This is a genomic window from Empedobacter brevis (assembly GCF_965118635.1).
Lineage (GTDB): Bacteria > Bacteroidota > Bacteroidia > Flavobacteriales > Weeksellaceae > Empedobacter > Empedobacter brevis_A.
On sequence record NZ_CBCPHV010000002.1, the window covers coordinates 14,851 to 34,831 of the forward strand.

At 31.8% G+C, this 19,981-nt stretch carries 15 protein-coding genes; 5 read left to right on the plus strand and 10 right to left on the minus strand.

Features of this window, described 5'->3' with window-relative positions; translation table 11 throughout:
* Positions 1–7 precede the first annotated feature (7 nt).
* A complete protein-coding gene (locus ACMHJW_RS02445) occupies positions 8–649 on the plus strand; it encodes a DUF6266 family protein (RefSeq protein ID WP_413531828.1) in 642 nt (213 codons plus the stop codon).
* Positions 650–1,250: 601 nt separating this feature from the next.
* Positions 1,251–1,460 carry a helix-turn-helix domain-containing protein gene (locus tag ACMHJW_RS02450; protein WP_413532217.1) on the plus strand — a complete coding sequence of 70 codons (210 nt, stop codon included), beginning with the start codon at positions 1,251–1,253 and terminating at the stop codon, positions 1,458–1,460.
* Positions 1,461–2,317: 857 nt separating this feature from the next.
* Here the strand turns inward: ACMHJW_RS02450 and ACMHJW_RS02455 are convergent.
* Both ACMHJW_RS02455 and ACMHJW_RS02460 read right to left on the minus strand, forming a co-directional pair.
* The gene (locus ACMHJW_RS02455) at positions 2,318–4,267 is read right to left on the minus strand and encodes an oleate hydratase (RefSeq protein ID WP_413531829.1); all 1,950 of its coding nucleotides are present in this window, start codon (positions 4,265–4,267) and stop codon (positions 2,318–2,320) included.
* A 91-nt stretch (positions 4,268–4,358) separates the two neighbouring features.
* Positions 4,359–5,234 carry a helix-turn-helix domain-containing protein gene (locus tag ACMHJW_RS02460; protein WP_413531830.1) on the minus strand — a complete coding sequence of 292 codons (876 nt, stop codon included), beginning with the start codon at positions 5,232–5,234 and terminating at the stop codon, positions 4,359–4,361.
* A 236-nt stretch (positions 5,235–5,470) separates the two neighbouring features.
* Between ACMHJW_RS02460 and ACMHJW_RS02465 the strand changes: the two genes are divergently transcribed.
* Positions 5,471–6,661 (plus strand): MFS transporter, encoded by a 1,191-nt coding sequence (locus tag ACMHJW_RS02465; protein ID WP_413531831.1) that lies wholly within the window; start codon positions 5,471–5,473, stop codon positions 6,659–6,661.
* 9 nt (positions 6,662–6,670) lie between these two features.
* Positions 6,671–7,108: a hypothetical protein gene (locus ACMHJW_RS02470; protein WP_413531832.1), complete on the plus strand. Its 438-nt coding sequence runs from the start codon at positions 6,671–6,673 to the stop codon at positions 7,106–7,108.
* Between the two features lie 86 nt (positions 7,109–7,194).
* On the opposite strand, the gene aceA is transcribed toward ACMHJW_RS02470, so the two are convergent.
* Positions 7,195–8,472, minus strand: coding sequence for an isocitrate lyase (gene aceA / locus ACMHJW_RS02475; protein WP_413531833.1), 1,278 nt, complete (start codon positions 8,470–8,472; stop codon positions 7,195–7,197).
* Positions 8,473–8,547: 75 nt separating this feature from the next.
* Positions 8,548–10,134 (minus strand): malate synthase A, encoded by a 1,587-nt coding sequence (aceB, locus tag ACMHJW_RS02480; RefSeq protein ID WP_413531834.1) that lies wholly within the window; start codon positions 10,132–10,134, stop codon positions 8,548–8,550.
* Positions 10,135–10,252: 118 nt separating this feature from the next.
* Between aceB and ACMHJW_RS02485 the strand changes: the two genes are divergently transcribed.
* Entirely contained in the window at positions 10,253–11,740 is a 1,488-nt protein-coding gene (locus ACMHJW_RS02485) for a helix-turn-helix domain-containing protein (RefSeq protein ID WP_413532218.1), read from the plus strand.
* 52 nt (positions 11,741–11,792) lie between these two features.
* Here the strand turns inward: ACMHJW_RS02485 and ACMHJW_RS02490 are convergent, their stop codons facing one another.
* From ACMHJW_RS02490 to ACMHJW_RS02515, 6 genes are all read right to left on the minus strand, one after another.
* Entirely contained in the window at positions 11,793–13,682 is a 1,890-nt protein-coding gene (locus tag ACMHJW_RS02490; protein ID WP_413531835.1) for an ABC-F family ATP-binding cassette domain-containing protein, read from the minus strand.
* 36 nt (positions 13,683–13,718) lie between these two features.
* Entirely contained in the window at positions 13,719–14,900 is a 1,182-nt protein-coding gene (locus ACMHJW_RS02495; protein WP_413531836.1) for an ABC transporter permease, read from the minus strand.
* Between the two features lie 6 nt (positions 14,901–14,906).
* Positions 14,907–15,899: an HlyD family secretion protein gene (locus ACMHJW_RS02500; RefSeq protein WP_413531837.1), complete on the minus strand. Its 993-nt coding sequence runs from the start codon at positions 15,897–15,899 to the stop codon at positions 14,907–14,909.
* A gap of 4 nt (positions 15,900–15,903) precedes the next feature.
* A complete protein-coding gene (locus tag ACMHJW_RS02505; RefSeq protein WP_413531838.1) occupies positions 15,904–17,286 on the minus strand; it encodes a TolC family protein in 1,383 nt (460 codons plus the stop codon).
* Positions 17,287–17,435: 149 nt separating this feature from the next.
* Positions 17,436–18,110, minus strand: coding sequence for a hypothetical protein (locus ACMHJW_RS02510; protein ID WP_413531839.1), 675 nt, complete (start codon positions 18,108–18,110; stop codon positions 17,436–17,438).
* A gap of 61 nt (positions 18,111–18,171) precedes the next feature.
* Positions 18,172–19,971 carry an ABC transporter ATP-binding protein gene (locus ACMHJW_RS02515; protein WP_413531840.1) on the minus strand — a complete coding sequence of 600 codons (1,800 nt, stop codon included), beginning with the start codon at positions 19,969–19,971 and terminating at the stop codon, positions 18,172–18,174.
* Positions 19,972–19,981: the final 10 nt, after the last annotated feature.

A 19,981-nucleotide genomic window follows, 5' to 3' on the forward strand; every position in this document is an offset into this window, starting at 1 on the left:
TGAAATTATGGCACAAATTAAAAAAGGAATTCTAGGTGGATTCTCAGGAAAAGTAGGAACTGTAGTAGGAGTAAACTGGCGAGGCAAAGACATCATTCGTAGTTTACCAAAAGCAAGTAAAAGACAACCTTCGGAGTTGCAATTGTTGCAACAGATTAAATTTAAGAAAGTTATTGCGTTTTTGCAACCCATTCGTCCAATTCTTAATTTGTATTTTGGGAATAAATCTGGTTTGTTGTCACGCTACAACATGGCAACGTCTTATACGTTGGGCAATGCATTGGAAATGGTAGACGATCTGCCTGTTATAGTTATGGAACGTGTATTGGTCTCGAAAGGAGATTTGGTTGGTTTTCTGCAACCTATTATGGACACAGCTGGTACAGATAGTTTTGAGATGGTTTGGGAAGCTAATTCTGAACAAGGTAATGCGAAGCCAACAGATGCAGTGAATATTGTATGTTATTGTGAGGAATTGGATTCGTTCGAAGTGTTTCAGTATGTTGCAACACGTGATGATTTGTCGGCAGTTGTGTTATTGCCAAATTACTACAATGGGAAACAAGTTAATTTTTGGGCATTTCTAAATAGTCAAACAAAGGCAATGGCGAGTACCAGTATTTATCTCGGCGAGCATTTGGTTGTTTAGTTGATGTTTTGAAACAAATATTTTCCGTGGGGTGGTTATTTGTAAAGGGTTTACAATACATTCTGATGAAGAGGAAAAAGAAAATGAACTTGAAAACAAATTGTATTGATGCTATTTTAACTTTTTTTGTCCACATAGATACATAGATTTTAGGTAGAGGTTTTAATAAAATAAGGCCTAGAATAATCCTACTAAAAGTTGGAAGAGTGTAGGTGGTTTGACTTATTTTGAAACATATTTAGCCTGTTCTGTGTATCAGTGTGGTCTTTTTGACAAAAGAGTAGAGAAGTTCTTTTTCTTATGTTATACTTGAAGAGTAAATCGTAATGTATTCTGTTTTAGTTTTTTGTTTTTGGATGTTGAATGATGAAAAACCATACGTTGTTTTTAATTATTTCTGATTGTCTTATTGTACAGCACAAATGCTTTGGTACAACAACAAGAGGTTATATGATGAATAGATTATGCGTACTGGATTATTGATTATTTTGTAAATATTTGGTTATTATCTATTTATATTGTAATTTGGTAAGTCATAATCATAATAATGGGTATGGATGACGATTTATTTTTTCAAAAAAATGGAGAGGCATTAAAGCAAATGAAACTCCTGTTGTTAGAATTCCAAAAGACGATTCTTTTGTTGGAAGAGAATCAGAAATTCTATGATAATGCAGATTTAAAAAGTTTGCTTAACGTGAGTGACAAGACGTTGTATCGGATGAGGAAAATGAATAAGATTCCTTTTTTTAAGATGGGTAATAAATTCTATTATCCCAAACAGTATTTTAACAAAAAGGCTCTTAAATAGGAGCTTTTTTTGTGGGGATTAATGCTTTACTAAGTTTCATTTAGAATGTCACTACGGTAAAGGAAATAGATTCCTCGATACCTCGGAATGACAAATTTCCATTAGTTATTGTCATTTTGAGCAGAACGTAGTGGTGTCGAAAAATCTTAAATAGTTGCTTTTATATAGATTTTTTATTTCATAATGCTTCGCAAAAATTTCATTCGACACTACGGTAAAGAAAATAGATTCCTCGATACCACGGAATGACAAAATTCCATTAGTTATTGTCATTTTGAGCGGAATGTAGTGGAGTCGAAAAATCTTAAATAGGAGCTTTTAAATAGATTCTTCATTTCATAATGTTTTGCAAAATTTCATTTAGAATGACACTACGGTAAAGGAAATAGATTCCTCGATACCTCGGAATGACAAAATTCCATTAGTTATTGTCATTTTGAGGGTAACCTAGTGGTGTCGAAAAATCTTAAATAGTTGTTTTTAAATAGATTTTTTATTTCATCATGCTTCGTAAAATTTCATTCAGAATGCCACTACGATAAAGGAAATAGATTCCTCGATACCTCGGAATGACAAAATTCAAATTTTAGTGGTTGTCATTTTGAGCGGAACGTAGTGGAGTCGAAAAATCTTAAATAGGAGCTTTTAAATAGATTCTTCATTTCATAATGCTTCGCAAAATTTCATTCAGAATACCACTACGATAAAGGAAATAGATTCCTCGATACCTCGGAATGACAAAATGAACTTTTAAATAAAAATATAGTAAGCACTAAAAAAGCTTCTAAATCACTAAAAATTTAGAAGCTTTTATGGTTTTTAGATTCTTTCGAATCGTTCTTATATCGAGTTTATTTTTAACCTCTGAAATGTCCTACCCATTCTTTGAATTTACCAAATTGTTCTTGTAAGAAAGATTCTTTTTCTTCTTCCTCATGCGTTGGATCTGATCCAATTGGTAGAATGTGTTCGAAATAAGTTCCTTTTAAAACTTTGTTCAATAAACCTTCACCTAAAAATGGTTTGTCATCGTTCAATGTTTTAGTTGCTTTTAACAAATGGCGAATATCGTATTGCAATGGATTGATATCTGGAACTTGTTTGTTTAGATTTAATAATTCATAAACGGCAATACGTGCTGTACGTACAGAACTTTCCATTGTGAAAACAACATCATTATTGGTTTCGACAAACTGACCTACTAAACCTAAGTTTTTACAATCTGCAGGAACGACTTGTGGGCGATCTCCTTTTGCACGAGGCATAAACATAGATGTAATGTAAGGCATATATGCAGATCGAGTGATGGTATTCTCGATAACATTATCCAATTGATCTTCGATACCTAAATGATAACATAATTCGGCTAAGATTTCGTTTCCTGTACACATTGGCATTGTTTTCTTGATATAATTTCCTTCTTTATCCATGAATAATGCATAAACCCAAAGGACTAAAATATCATCTGGTTGTGTAGGGAAGTGTGGTTGACGGTTACATGTAAAACTCATTAACCAATTAGAATCTGTAATGGTAATAATACCACCTGTTACTGTTTTACCAGAATAAGGATCATTAACAGAATATTCTTTTAGTTTATCTACTAATGCAGAAGGTTTACATGTTAAGGTAACAGATTCCCAAGAAGATTTTTCTATGTTGCTACAAAACTTCTCTGGACGACCAAATTCTGGAGATTTAGCTGCAAGGTTTTTCCATAATTTCCATCCTGCACTTTGTCCACTTGTACTGTTGTCTACTGCTAAAATAGGAGCTGTTGTGTTATCTCCATACGCTGTATCTTCGGTCATAGAACCAGTCGTTACAATAACATAGTCATTTTCTGTAACAGGGATTGTTACATCTTTGCCATCTTGTACGGTAATAATTCCTTTTACAACTTTTCCTTCCGTATTGATTGATAAATCTAAATCTTTTACCAATGTATTGAATTGAATTTGAACGCCTTTTTCTTTTAACCATTTTCCTAATGGCGTAACAAAAGTGTCATATTGGTTGTATTTTGGAAATACCAAAGAAGAAAGATCGTTTAAACCATCAATCGCATGTAAGAAGCGGTGCATATACAATTTGAATTCTAGTAAACTATGCCAATTCTCGAAAGCAAACATTGTGCGCCAAAATGTCCAGAAATTACTTTCGATAAACGATTGACTAAAGTAATCTTCAATCTTTATATCATCTAATTCTTCTTTTTTCTTCAATAAAAGTTTGATGATTGCCAATTGATCTTTCTTGTTCAATCCAAATTTACTAAAGTCTTTTACTTTTCCTTTTTCATGCAACAAACGAGCAATAGAATAATTCGAGTCATTATCATTTACTATTCTATATTCGTCTAAAACACTGTAAGGCTCTGGTAACTCTAATGCAGGTATATCTTGAAAAATATCCCACAAGTTTTCGTAGGTACAGTCCATTTCTCGACCACCACGAATAATGTAACCGTCTTTTGCATTTCCTGCTCCATCTAACGAACCTCCTTCAACTTTTAGTTGTTCTATAAATGTGATGTTCTCTGGCGAGAAATGTCCATCTCGAATAAAATAATAAGCTGTTGCTAATCCTGCAATTCCACTTCCTACAATGTACACTTTACTGTCCTTATACGATTTTGTAGGAATTCCTTTGTTGCGTTGGTAGTTTCCAATTTGATCCGCAAAAGGATAAGATTTTTCTGGAGTGTTTCTAGGTGTTTCTTTGCTGGCATCTGGTTGATGATCAATCTTTCCGTAGATCGTAGAATGATTTAAAATGTTGTCAAATTTTGAAGTAATTTCATCCATAATTATTTATTTAAGATTCTTTCATAAAATTACGACTTATTATGCATTAAAAGTGTCCTTAAATTCGTTATTTATATCCCAAATTTCTTTTTTATAAATGTTGTTCTTTTCTGTACTGTTGAGGTGAAGTAGACGTATACTTTTTAAAAAATCGACCAAATGATGAAGGAGAGTTAAAACCGAGCTCTAATGCTATCTGTGCGATTGTTTTTTCGGAATAACATAACTGAACATAAGCTTCCTTTAATAGATATTCATCAATAATAACATGTGGCGTTTTGTTCGTGGCTTTCTTTACAAGATGAATTAAATATTTATTCGTTATAAATAATTGATCTGCATAAAACTGTACATTTTTGTGCTCAATCACATTTTCTTGTACCAGTTGAGTGAATTTACAAAATAGTGTGTTGATTTCGCTCGAATCATTTTTATTGTTTTTTATTTGTTGTTCGGCAATTATAGAAGCTGAGGCAAGAAGTAAAGTGAAAATAATTGATCGAATAATATCTTCTAAAAATAATACCTCTCTTTCTTGTTGTTCTTGCAAATAGTTAATTAACATGAAAAGATGACTAACTTCTTTTTTGCTTGCTTTACAAATTGTAAAATTTTGATGCGTGAACAGATTTAGTTTATCAATAAAGAAGGGATTTGAGATATTCTTAAGCAGAAAATTCTTTTCAAAAAACAATAGTTTCATTTTAAAATCTGAGCTATTGTCTACAATTTTCAAGACAGTAGAAGGCGCCAAAATCAAGAATTCATTTTGAGTAATAGAATATTTCTGAGAATCTATTTCTAATTCTATTGTACCAGCTAAGCAAATACAAAATGCATAAAAGTCGATTCGAAATGATTGTTCAGGAAACTCAAAAATTGGATTTCCAGATGAGATATAATACAGTTTATTACAATTTATGCCATAAAAAGACAATGTCTCTTTAAGATTTTCATAGTGTTTCATGCTCGAAAATAATAGGTGATTGAGTTCTTTTTATGGTAGTAGAATAGAAACAGCAAAAGTAAGAATTGTTGAAGAGAGTATTAAATGCAATAAGGTATTTTAATCGAATTCTAATCTAGATTAACTTTTCATCATAATTGCGCATTGATTTATAAGAATCTTTTATGATCACTAATACTTTTTGAATTGAGCGATTTGTTTCGGTTGAGATAAATTACCTTTGCAAAAAAATCAATATGTTTTCTGCAATAAAGGAAAAACTAAATTCAGATCCTGTTTATAATCTCCATTTCATTTTAATGTGTTTGAGTTCGTTGTTATTTTCAGCGAGTTTTAATATGATGATTCCCGAGCTACCAGCTTACTTAAGTAGCATGGGAGGAGCAGAGTACAAAGGATTTATAATCGCTTTATTTACTTTAACAGCAGGGATTTCGAGACCTTTTAGTGGAAAGCTAACCGACACAATTGGCCGTGTTCCTATTATGGCAGTAGGTTCTATTGTTTGTTTTGTTTGTGGAATTTTATATCCCGTTTTGACAACTGTATCTGGTTTTCTATTCTTGAGATTGGTGCATGGTTTTTCAACAGGCTTTAAACCAACTGCAACAGCTGCTTACATTGCAGATATTATTCCGCGCGAACGTTGGGGAGAAGCATTGGGCTTGCATGGAATTTGTTTCAGTATCGGAATGGCGATTGGACCAGCCTTAGGAAGTACAATTACGTTGTATTCTTCTATAAATGTGATGTTTTTTACGTCTTCATTTTTTGCTTTGTTATCAATTTTGATTCTTTTCAATATGAAAGAAACTTTGAAAAACAAACAGAAATTCTCATTTGGATTACTAAGAATATCGAAGCATGATATTTTTGCGAAAGAAGCTTTACCAGCGGCTTTAATTACATTCCTTTCGTATGTAGCATACGGTTCTATTTTAACATTAATTCCAGATTGGACGGAACATTTAGGATTTCAAAATAAAGGAGTTTTCTTTATTGTATTTACCGTATCATCAATGATGGTTCGTTTCTTCGCCGGTAAAATATCAGACCAAAAAGGACGCGTATTGGTGATAAAATTAGGATTGGTTTTATTGATTGTTGCCTTGGTTATTTTAGCTTCGATTGATGCGAAAATAGGTTTAATTTTAGGAGGATTGATGTATGGAATTTCGACAGGAATCCTTTCGCCTGCACTCAATGCGTGGACAATAGATTTTAGTAAACCTGATGAACGTGGAAAAGCAATGGCGACAATGTATATCGCAATGGAAGCGGGGATAGGACTTGGTGCTTTGTGTGCTGGTTGGTATTTTCAGGATTATTTAGATCGTATTCCAATGGTAATTTATGTTTCAGCTTTTATTTGTTTATTGGGAACCATTTACATGCTGAAATTTAAGAATAAACCACAAACAATTTAAAGAGAAAAGATGAAAGCAGAATTATATCACTTTATAGCACAACAAATTGAGGATAAAATACACTACTTAAATGGTTTGATTGAAGATTTGCGTGCTTCGAATAACGATACAAAAAGTAGTATGGGCGATAAATACGAAACATCGCGCGAAATGATGCAACAGGAAATTACTAGAATTCAAAATCAATTGAATGAAGTGTTGATTCAACAAGAAGTGTTTTCTAAAATAAAAATCGTGGAAAATAAAACGATTGGATTAGGAAGTTATGTTGAAACTACGATGGGAAATTTCTGTATGGCATGTAGTTTTGGTGAAATTATTTTCGAGAATAAAAAGATTTTTGTCTTATCAACGCAAACTCCTTTGGCTAAAATATTAGTAGGCAAGTCGGAAAAATATTCTTTCGAAATGAATGGAAAAACTTTTCAGATTAATAAAGTTGATTAGAAAATTTTACTTTATTCATTTTTAAATTCAATAGAATAAAAAAAGGACGTTGCCAAGCAACGTCCTTTTTAATTGAAAAGTATGTATTAGAATTGTGCAGTTTCCGTACTTTCAGCCATTGCTGTAGTAGAAGAAACTCCTTGTTGCACGGTATTTTGTACGTAATCGAAATATTGTGTTCCTACAAAAGATTGATGTTTTACTGCTGCAAAACCTTCTTCTTGTAACGCAAATTCTCTTTCTTGTAATTCTGAATATCCAGCCATTCCTTTTGCTTTATATGCTCTCGATAATTCGAACATAGAAGTATTCATTGCATGGAATCCAGCTAAAGTGATGAATTGAAATTTGTATCCCATTTCAGCTAAATCTTCGCGGAATGTTTCCATTTGAGCTTCAGTTAAATGTTTCGCCCAGTTGAATGATGGCGAACAATTGTACGCTAACATTTGATTTGGATATTGTTCTCTAATCGCTTGTGCAAATTCTCTTGCCATTCCTAAATCTGGATTAGATGTTTCCATCCAAATTAAATCAGCGTAAGGTGCATAGCTTAATCCGCGATTGATTCCTTGTTCCAATCCATTTTTTACATTGTAAAAACCTTCTGATGTACGACTTCCTTTAATGATAAAAGATTGATCTCTTTCATCGATGTCCGAAGTAATTAAGTTAGCAGCTTCAGCGTCGGTTCTTGCAACTAATAAAGTAGGAACGCCGCAAACATCGGCAGCTAAACGTGCTGCAACCAATTTATTAATGGCTTCTTGAGTTGGAACTAAAACTTTCCCGCCAAGATGTCCACATTTTTTAGCAGAAGATAATTGATCTTCGAAATGAACACCAGCAGCGCCAGCTTCTATCATTTGTTTCATCAATTCGTAAGCATTCAAGTTTCCTCCAAAACCTGCTTCAGCATCAGCAACGATAGGAACCATATAATCAATGTTTCCTTGTTGAGTAACCGATTGTATCTCATCTCGACGACGCAAAGCATTGTTGATACGTTTTACAACCATCGGAACCGAGTTGGCTGGATAAAGAGATTGATCTGGATACATTTCTGCTGAAAGATTTGCGTCTGCAGCAACTTGCCATCCCGAAAGATAAATCGCATCTAAACCTGCTTGTACTTCTTGTATGGCTTGATTTCCATTCAAAGCACCTAAACCTGCCATGAATGTTTTTGAATTTAAACCTTTCCAAAGCTTTTCAGCGCCTAATTTTGCTAAAGTGTATTCGATGTCCAAAGAACCTCTTAGTCGAATAACTTCTTCTGCTGAATAAGGACGAAGAACGTTTTTCCAACGTGGATTAGTTTCCCAATCCTGCTGAATTTTCTGAATTCTTTCTTGATTGCTCATAATTGTGTTTTTTGTGTTTTGTTTATGAATGTGTGTTTGTGTATTTCTTTTTGTGTGTGTCTTTGTTATAGGGGCTTAATCAATATACTTATAGGCTTCTAATGTTAAAAATTCGGTAAATTTATGAGATAGAACTAATTCATCGAAAATTTGAATCGCTAATTCAAATCTTCCATTTCGGTAGTTTTCTTCTCCAACTAATTCTTTTATTTTTTGAACCTCTTCGGCTCTTAATTTTTTATATTTATCGCTGTTAAATTCAGAACCATCTTCAAGCTTAATGTGTTGATGTAACCATTGCCAAACTTGTGTACGAGATATTTCTGCTGTTGCAGCATCTTCCATTAAGTTGTAAAGAGCAGCAGCTCCACGACCAGACAACCAGCTCTCGATATATAAGATTCCAACGTTTATGTTGTCTCTTATTCCTTGTTCTGTTACGGTTCCTTTTGGAAGTTCTAACAATGCTTCTGCTGTTGTTACAACATCTTCACGTTTGTTATCAATTTGATTTGCTTGAGGCATATATTCGTTAAAAACATTCATTGCAACTTCTACTAAAGCAGGATGCGCAACCCATGTTCCATCATGTCCATTTTTTACTTCGCGAAGTTTGTCATTCTTCACTTTTTCAAACGCAATATCATTGGCTTCTTTATCATTTTTAATTGGAATTTGAGCAGCCATTCCACCAATTGCATGAATATTTCGTTTGTGACAACGCTGAATAACAGCTTGCGAATACGCTGCCATAAAAGGCGAAGTCATGGTAACTTGCGAACGATCTGGAACGATAAAGTTTGGGTGTTTTTTGAATTTTTTGATATAAGAAAATATATAATCCCAACGACCACAATTTAGTCCAGCGATGTGTTCTTTAAGTTCGTAAATAATCTCATCCAACTGAAAAGAAGCAGTAATTGTTTCAATTAAAACAGTCGCTTTAATAGTTCCTTGTGGTAAACCCATGTAGTTTTGTGCAAATACAAATACATCGTTCCACCAACGTGCTTCTAAATGATGTTCTAATTTAGGAAGATAGAAATAAGGCCCACTTTGCTTGGAAAGTAACGTGTGTGCATTATGGAAAAAATATAAACCAAAGTCAAATAGTGAGCCTGATATTTCTTGTTTATCTATTATGATATGTTTTTCATTCAAATGTAAACCTCTCGGTCTTACGATTAAGACAGCTGTTTTTTCGTTTAATTGATACTGCTTTCCATTATTCTCAAATGAAATAGTACCATTCACAGCATCTCTTAAATTCTGTTGTCCTTGAAGATTGTTATCCCATGTTGGAGAATTACTATCTTCAAAATCTGCCATAAATGTTTTGGCTCCAGAGTTTAGTGCATTGATCACCATTTTACGATCAACTGGTCCTGTTATTTCAACTCGACGATCTTTTAAATCATCTGGAATAGGAGCAGCGTGCCAATCGCTATTTCTGATATTTTTTGTTTCAGAAAGAAAAGAAGGGAAATTTCCTAAATCAAAAAAGATTTGTCTTTCTTTTCTTTCGGCTAAAAGTTCTAAGCGTTTATCGTTGAAATTTTTGTGCAAAGCACTTAAAAATTCAACAGCTTCTTTCGTTAAAATATCTGGATAACTATCCAGTACTTTCTGCGATAATTTTAAATCAGTTGTAATAGAATCCATTCTTTGTGTTTTTTTTGTAATTTTGGTTTTGGTTATGAAAGCGGAAGACATACTTCTAGCGAACGTTCGCTAAATTATGAAAATTCGTTTACATTTACCAAATATTTTTTTAGAAATTATGCAAGAAGAATATATTAAATTAATTTTCGGGTTAAAATTAAAGCAGGTTAGAAGTTCTAAAGACTTGTCATTGTTTAAGTTATCTAAGTTAACTGGGCTTTCTAAATCTTACTTGAATGAAATAGAAAAAGGTAAAAAATATCCGAAAACTGATAAGATAGTTGCACTTGCTGAAGCATTAGAAGTTCCTTATGATGAATTAGTTTCGTTGAAATTAGATAAAAATTTGGCGCCTGTTGCTGAGATTTTACAATCTAATTTATTACAAGAAATTCCTTTGGAATTGTTCGGAATTGAAGAAAGAGATTTAATTGAAATTATTTCGAATGCGCCGATGAAAGTAAATGCTTTTATCTCTACTTTGATTGAAATTGGGAATAATTATAATCTAACTCGCGAGAGTTTTTATTTGGCTTCATTGCGTTCTTTTCAGGAAGCGAACGATAATTATTTTCCTGAAATAGAATCTTCTGCAAAGAACTTTCTAAAAGAATATTTAGTTGATTCTGATGATTTTGTTTCGAATGAAGCAATGGAAGAAATCTTAAAAGAAGAATACAATTACTCAATTATTTATGAAGATTTCAGTAATCTAGGAGCAAAGGATTTGGCTAAGTTGCGTTCGATTTATATCAAAGAAAAAAATCTTTTGTATATTAATTCAATCTCGGATAATGATCAAAAACGATTTATTTTAGCGAAAGAATTAGGTTATAATTATCTTGATTTGAAGGAGCGTTTGTTCACTTTTTCGTGGGCAAGTTTTGATAATTTTGATCAATTGTTGAATAATTTTTATGCTTCTTATTTTGCAGGAGCATTGTTGTTGCCAGAGGAAAAGTTGTTAAAGGATATGCAGGATTTATTTGCTGTTGAGAAACATGATTTGTCTAAATTTCAAGAAATTTTCGGAAAATATACCGAATCCCCTGAAACAGTTTATCAACGAATGACGAATTTGTTGCCGAAGCATTTTAATATTCGAGATTTGTTTTTCTTACGTTTATCATCAAAATTTGGTTCAAATTCTTATAAATTAACCAAAGAATTGCATCTTAATCAGCAACAATCGCCGCAAGCAAATGAAACGGACGAGCATTATTGTCGTCGTTGGGTTTCATTGAATGTCTTGAAAGAACTGGAACAAGATGAGAATAATCGTCATGAAATATCAGCTCAGATTTCGTTTTATCCGTTCAATAATAATCAAAAATATTATGTGATTTCTTCTGCAACGAAAGATCCATTTAATCCAAATTATTTGCGAAGTGTAACGATAGGCGTTTTGTATAAATCGGCTCAGCGCAAAGTGAAATTTATGAATGATCCGTCGATTCCTGTAAAAGAAGTTGCTGTAACTTGTGAAAATTGTGGAATGAAAGATTGTGAAGAGCGTGTTGCAAAACCTATTCGTTTTGATAAAGCAATTCGAAATAAGCGACTAAATGTTACGATAAATGATTTTATAAAGGAGCAAAGTAAATAATAGTTTAAATCAAAAAAAAAGGAACTTCAAAAAAGTTCCTTTTTCTATATTTTTATTCGCTTAATTCTAACCAACGAAATTCTTTTTCTTCTAATTCATCTACAATTTTTTGTAGTTCATCTCCAATTGTGGCTATTTTGTCATAACCTAGATTTGGATCAGAAAGTAAACTAGTTAATTCTTCTTTTTTAGCTTCAAGAATTGGCAAAGATTTATTGATTTCTTCTAATTCTCGTTGCTCTTTAAAGGATAATTTTCTTGGTTTAGCTTCTTTTATTTTTTCTTTTGATTCTACTTTTTCTTGAATAGAAATTTCTTTTTCGGCTTTCTTTTCCTCAGATTCTGGTTTGTTTTTATTCTCGATATGATATTCCGTATAAGTTCCCATATAACGAGAAACTTTTCCTTCTCCTTCGAAAATCATTAATTCATCAACCACTTTATCCATAAAATAGCGGTCGTGCGAAACAACTAATAAACAACCTTGATAATCTTCTAAGAAGCTTTCTAGAACTGTTAAAGTAGGTAAATCTAAATCGTTTGTGGGCTCATCAAGAATCAAAAAGTTTGGATTTTTATATAAAATAGCCAACAATTGAAGACGTTTTTTCTCTCCACCACTCAATTTGGAAATATACGTATGTTGTTGTTCTGGCGTGAATAAAAACATTTCTAAAAATTGTTCTGCACGCATTTCTTTTCCACTTGCAAGCGGGAAAAAATCAGCAATATCTTTTACAAATTCTATTACGCGCTCATCTTCTTTAAAATCGATTCCGTCTTGTTTAAAATGTCCGATATTCAACGTTTCTCCACGTTCAATAATACCAGAATCGGCAGGTTCTATTCCTTCTAACATTTTCAAGAAAGTCGTTTTCCCAACACCATTTTTTCCAACTAAACCAATTTTTCCACCTCGTGCAAAAATATAAGAGAAATCATCTAATATTTTCTTTTGACCAAATGCTTTTGAAACATGTTCCATTTCGATGATTTTTTGACCCAAACGTGTCATGACCATCTCTAATTTTACTTGTTGGTCGATAATTTTATGTTTAGCAACTTTCTCTGTATCATAAAACGCATCGATACGAGATTTAGATTTTGTAGTACGCGCTTGTGGTTGACGGCGCATCCATTCAATTTCTTTACGGTAAAGATTTTTCGCTTTATCAATTGTCGCATTCTGATTTTCGATTCGCGAAGCTTTATTGGTAATATAAGTTTCGTAATTTCCGGAATGTACATACAATGTTTTGTCCTCCATTTCGAGAATTTTGGTACAAATTGCATCTAGAAAATAACGATCGTGCGTAACTAAAATTAATGTTTTGTTTTCTTTGTTCAAGAAATATTCAAGCCATTCTACCATTTCAATATCCAAATGGTTGGTAGGCTCATCTAAAATTAAAAGAACATATCCAGTTTCGAAACTTAAATCAATTAAAAATTTCGCCAATGAAATACGTTTACGTTGACCACCAGAAAGTTTTCCAATTTTTTGATCCAAAAAATCAATCTTCAATTTCGATAAAATTTCTTTGATTGTTGGCTCTACTTTCCAAGCGTCTAAAAGATCCATTTTTCCCATCAAATCTATTAATTCTGGGTTTGTAGGATCACTTTCAATCATGTTTTCATATTGACGAACAATATCTAAAACTTCATTCGAATGATTGAAAATATATTCTTCACTTTTTAAATTTTCGTCAAAATCATCACTTTGGTCTAACATCAAAATTTTAACACCTTTATTTGGACGAACTTCTCCAGAATCGGCTGTTTCTAATCCGGCTAAAATTTTAAGTAAAGTAGATTTTCCACTTCCATTTTTTGCAACGAATGCAATTTGATCTCCTTCGTTTACATGAAAATTAACATCTTCAAATAATGTTCGGATTCCGTATGATTTGGTTAGATTTTCAACTGTTAGAAAATTCATGGTTTATTATCTGTATTTGTAAATTAAAAAAAGAAACTAAATCTTTTCTGTATCGAGTTCTTTCATCGATTGTTTAGCTTTTCTTATTTTAACGATTAGAATAGCCAAAGATAAGACAAAGCAAATACTTCCTATTACAATTAGATTATTTAAATAAGGTTGAATTAATGCTGGATCGCCTTTTTCGATGAAAAGGATTCGAAATATTTTCAGATAATGTGTTAATGGAATACAATCGGCAATTCCTTGAATCCATTTTGGCATTTGACTTAATGGCCATGTAAATCCACTTAAAATGAAACTTGGAGTTGCTACCACCATTAAAACTTCGGTTGCTTTTAGTTGGTTTGGAAGGAGAATGCTGACTAAAAATCCTAAAAAACAAACAGCTAATATAAATGCAAGGGATGAAGTGAAGAATGGCCAGAATTCTGTTTCTAATTTCATTTCATAAAACATTCCAAAACAATAATATAATGCGTAAATAAATATAGACATAAATAAATAGGGGAATGTTTTGACGAATAGAATCGTAAATGGATTGGATGATTTTGAGATTAATTCATTAAATGTTTTATTTTCAAATTCTGATGCAAATGAAAGTGCTAAACCTAATAATAAAACTTGCTGAAAAACAGTTAACAAAACACCTGGAAGCATAAAGTATAAATAGTTTCCGCTCCTGATATTTTGTCGAATCATTGTAGATTTGAATGGTTCGTAACTTTGCGTGGCTACATATTCCGGAACGCCTTGTTTGCGCGCTGTCTCAATTGAAATTCCAGCTTTCATGGTTGTTAAAACAGTTGTAATTGCAATAGCGGCTGTATTGGATGTTAATGTATTTGAACCATTTACGAAATAAGCTATTTCTGGGATTTTTCGCTGTAATAAATCAGCTTGGAAGTTCCGAGGGATAACAACGACAACTTCAGCTTCGATTTCTAAAGCTTTATTCTTCGAATTAAATGTTGAAGGAAGAACTTCAGCTACTTTTACCGATTCGTTATCATTTAACATGTCAATGATTTTTTGACTTGTTGTTGTATGATCTTCGTCCACAACAATAATTGGAATATTGGTTACATTTCCTTTTTTGTAGACATTTCCAATCAGAACACCATACATAATAGGTGCGCCCAAAAACAAAATTGGCAAAACAGGATTCTTGAAGAAAAGTTTGAATTCTCGTATGATTAAATGAAAAATAGTTTTCATCAGAATTTATTTAGCGTTAAGATCTAAAATTACATTTGCTTTTGTCAAGAGTTGAGCTGCTTGTTTATAATCAACAGGAACTACTTTTACTTCATATTGCGATTGTTGTTGATCGATATCAGGATAAGCTGTCGAGATATTTGCATACGAATTAAGTACTTTTATCGAAACGATTCTACCTTTTAGAATCATGTTGTTTTTGTAAGGAACTTTTAAATTAACGACTTGATTTTTTTGCAATTGCCCAATTTTATTTTCTGGAATTGTAAATCTAAAAAATGTCGTTTCTTCCAAAATTCCATTTGCAATAGAATATCCAGCTAAAGCCAATTCTCCAACTTTTAGATTGATTGTTTCTACTGTCATATCTTGTGGCGCCTTTACATATCTTTCAGCTTCTGCAACATCCACTTCTTGCAAAGCACCCAAAGCACGTTCTTTTTGTCCCAAAGCCATATGTTGTTGCTCGATTCTTGCACCATTTTCAGCATCGGCCAATTCTGCTTTTGCCGCTAAATATTGGTTTTTTGCACCTTGATATTTTGCGTAAACTTCGTCGTAACTTTGTTGCGGAACAAGACTATCACGAAGCATATTTTTTAGACGATGATTCGATTTTTCAGCATAATCTAATTGTTCTTTCAAACCTGCAACTTTTGCACGCAATTGTTTCAATTGATTGTCTGTTGCACCTTTTTTTGCCATTTCATATTGCGCTTCGGCAGAATTTACAGCACCTTCGGCTTGACTTTTCTTTGCATCAACTTCTGGTAATTGCAATACGAAAAGCGTTTGACCTTTTTCTACTTTATCACCTTCATGAACTAATATTTGATCAATTTTTCCTGGAATTTTTGATACAACGCTGATTTGATCGCGCTCAATTTTACCTTGAAAAATAGTTTGTTCTTCTTTTTTATTTTCTTTGTCAGATGATTTACAATTTGTAAAAAGAAGTAATCCGCTTAAAGCAAAAATATATGATAGTGTATTTTTCATGTTTTTAATTTGATAATTGATTAAATAATTCTCCAGAAGTTTGAAGTAATTCATACGTTTTAGAACGTTGATCTAAGATTTGAGCATAATAACCTAAGTTAGCTTTGTAATATTCATTTTCGGCTGCTAAACGTTCGGTAACATCTATCAATCCTTCTTGAAATTGTCTTGAAGCTATTTCTAAATTATTTGTTGCAATGGTATTTTGTTGATCATTTACTTTCAATTTTTCAGAAGAAGTTTCGTAATCAATTTTGTTTTTGCTTAATAATAAATTCAGCTTTTCTTCCGAATCTTTCAACTTATTTTCATTTATTAAAATATCAGTTTTTGCTTGGGCTAATTTATTTTTGTGTTGTCCGCCATCTAACAATTCCCATTTTGCTCCAATTCCGATTAAAATATTAGGAAACATCGTAAATTGATTCAGTTTCAAGTTAACATCTCCCAAAATATCAGAATCTTTCAACTTGAAACGGCTTCCGAAAATCGATGTATAATTGGTATTTGCAAATGCAAAAACTTGTGGCAAATGTGAACCTTTTTCTTTTTGGTATAAAAATTCATAAGCTTTTACAGAATGTTCAAGAGCTTTCAATTCTTTTTTATTTTCTAATGTATAAGTTGCCGAAAGAATGTCGATAGGAATAAGTTCGTATTGTATTTGTTGAAGATCTTGCTCAGACATATGTGTCAAAGTTTCTAATTTCTTGTACAATAATTTTCTATTTCCATTTAGTTCTACTTGTCTCGCGTCTAATTCTAGCATTGCTAATTTTATTTTCTCGCGATCGTACGGAATTGCTAAACCATTCTGAATTGCTTTTTGAACTTTTAGATGTTCTTTATCTAATCGTTTTGAAGAATTAGAAATCAATTCTTCTACCTTAACCAATAACATCAATTGATCATAGGTTTGTAAAATATCTTTTGTAATTGTTTCTTTTTCGGCTTCTTTCAAATAATTTAATGCGGTGCTTTTTTCTTGAATTGCATTCAGCGCATTTGGGATTTGTAAGCCAGAAAATATAATTTGAGTAGCATTTACACCAACTGTAAATAATCCTGCTGAGGTATTAAATTTTTGATTTCCAGAAAATAATTCTGTGGATAATATATCGATTGATTTGGTTGGAATATCGATAAGTCCATTCGAATTTAAATAAGTTCCTGCAGCTATTGCAGATAAATTTGGTTGACGTTTACCTTTTACTTCGTCATATTGATAGTTATTTTTTTCAACTTCTAACTGTTTGTTTAATAAATCATAACTCGATTGAATTGCTTTTTCAATAGGTAGCTTAAGTTGTGGGTCAATGATTTGTTGTCCAAAACTCGAGAATGAAAAGAGCAAAGAGGCAAAAGAAAAATAATGTATAGTTCGCATTATTGTATTTTAGGATAAATTTAACAAAAAATATACCATGAATAAGATGTTTGCATTAGAAAGTGATTAAAAAATAAAAAATCCTGAAACTTTTTATAGAATCAGGACTTCCAAAAATTGCCAATAAGATGGCGCATAGTTCAATGTATTTAATATTTTTTATCAATAATTTCTAATGTTTGATTCAAAGATTCTTTCATCATTTCTTCTAAATAAGCCGTTGTGCTTTTATTGATTGTTTCGTCTATATATTTTGTACCACCAATTGTTTCGCTGTATTTTAAAACCTTATTTTTAAGATCTAAAATATTGATGTACACATATGTTTTCGCAATATATTTCTGTTTGTTAGAAGGATCATAATCAAAACCAGGTTTTACGTTAATCAAAATTAAATCATCTTGATTAATGGATTTCTTTAAATCATTAAAATTAACTTGATTGATATTTTCTTGTGTAATTAATTCATTTGGAATTAATTTTTTATCATATTTATCAATCATTTGATAAGTGTATTTGTTATCCTTCAAAATTTCAACAGATTTATCTCGAATAGTTTTTACAATATCAAATTTAGAATTTAATTGTTTCAGTTGATCTTCAATTGGTTTTGAACTAATATTTTGATCTAGATTTTGTGAATTATGATCGAAAAATCCAATAGAATCTATGTTAAGCAAAACTCCAACTGTGTTAACAGGAACGTCTAATGCGCTTTCGTAATTTTCTGTATTAAGCCCTAATTCTTTTGGAGCTTCTTTTTTTTGAGAGCAAGATTGTGTTAAAAAAAATGCACTAACTATAAAATAAACCAATTTTTTCATACGCTACCTATTTATCTGTTTAAAGGTAATGATTTATAATGTTTTAAAATAGAAAATTTCACTAAAAGTTTTCTTCTTCGTCATCGTCAAATGTTTTGGCAATTTTTTCGATATTTAAGCTTTTTGCCATTGCATCGAAAATCTCTTTGTATGTGCCATTCATTTTATATACATCCTCGTGAACACCATGTTCAACAACTTCCCCTTGCTTCATGACATAAGTAAAATCGGCATCAATAATTTGTGAAATGCTATGCGAAATTATAATAACTGTTCGGTTCTTTTTTATCGCATCTAAACTATTTTTGATTTGCTCAGTTGCAATTGCATCTAAACTTGCTGTAGGCTCATCTAAGAAAATGATCGGAGGATTTTTAAGGAACATTCGAGCGATAGCTATACGTTGTTGTTGTCCTCCAGATAGCAATAAAGCTTTGGATTGATAACCTTCTGGCAAATCCATAATTTGTTCATGAATATATGCACCTCTTGCAGCTTCTTCTATTTCTTCGAAAGTTGCATTCACATTTCCGTAACGAATGTTTTCTTCAATTGTTCCATTAAAAATGTGATTTTTTTGTAAAACTAAACCAATATTTTCGCGTAGAAATTGTGTGTCATATTCTTCTAAATCAATTCCATCAAGTAAGATTTTTCCAGAATCTGGTTGATAAAATTTATCCAATAAATTTATCACAGTACTTTTTCCCGCACCCGATAAGCCAACCAAAGCAGTAATTTTATTTGGTTGAATTGTCATGTTAATATTTTTCAAGGCTTTGTAACCATTTGGATAAGAGAAATCTACATTTTTGATTTCGAATTTACCTTTTAAATGTGTTGGAATATAACTTCCTGAAGATTCTTTTTCGTCGTCAGCTTTCAGAATTCCAAAGAAACTTTCTGAATAAATCATCGCATCATTCATTTCATCATAAATACGATGCAATTGTCGAATAGGGGCTGAAACATTGTTGAACAACAGAATATGAAACATAATTGCTCCAATTGTCATTTGTCCATCCAAAACCAAATAAGCAGTTAGAATAATGATAATAACCACACCAAATTGCTCAATAAAAGATTTTAAACCATCAAAAAAGAAACTCGTTTTACGTGTTTGCATTTGATTATTAGTCAATTCTTTTTGCAAATCAAGTTGTTTTTTACCTTCGATATCTTCTCTGTTAAATGATTTAATAACGGTGATAGAATCGATAATACTTATTATTCCTTGTGATTTTTGTTCACGATATCCTCGAAGGTTTCTTCGCCAACCACTTAGTTTTTTCGCTTGTTGTTGTGTAATTATGAAATAAATTGGAATGATACAAAGACCAACCAATCCAACATAAAAATTAGCATTAAACATTAAGATCAAGGCAACTATGGAGTTTGCAAAAAGAGGTAAAATATCAATAAAAAAGTTTTGTACTAAACGTGTTAAACTTTCTATTCCTCTATCAATACGTGTTTGAAGTTTACCTGCTTGATTATCTTGATTCGTGTAAAACGCCATTCTGTACGTTAAAATCTTTTCGATAATTGCTTGTGCTAAATCTTGAGAAACTAAAATTCGAAGTTTTTGTCCATAGTATTTTTGTCCAAATGTGATAAAGGCATTCAAGATTTCTTTTGTCATCAAAACAATTGTAATGAATGAAATGATTTTTAGACCATCTTTCAATCCTTTTCCAGCTTCAACTAATCCATTTATAGAATCGACAGTATATTGTAAAATAAGCGCATTTACCTGCGAAGTAAAAGATCCAACTAAGGTTAAAAGCAAAGTTGCTATAACCAAAGAACGATATGGTTTTACGAATGGACTTAAATTTTTAAAAAGTTGAATAATTGTCATTTAGTTACTC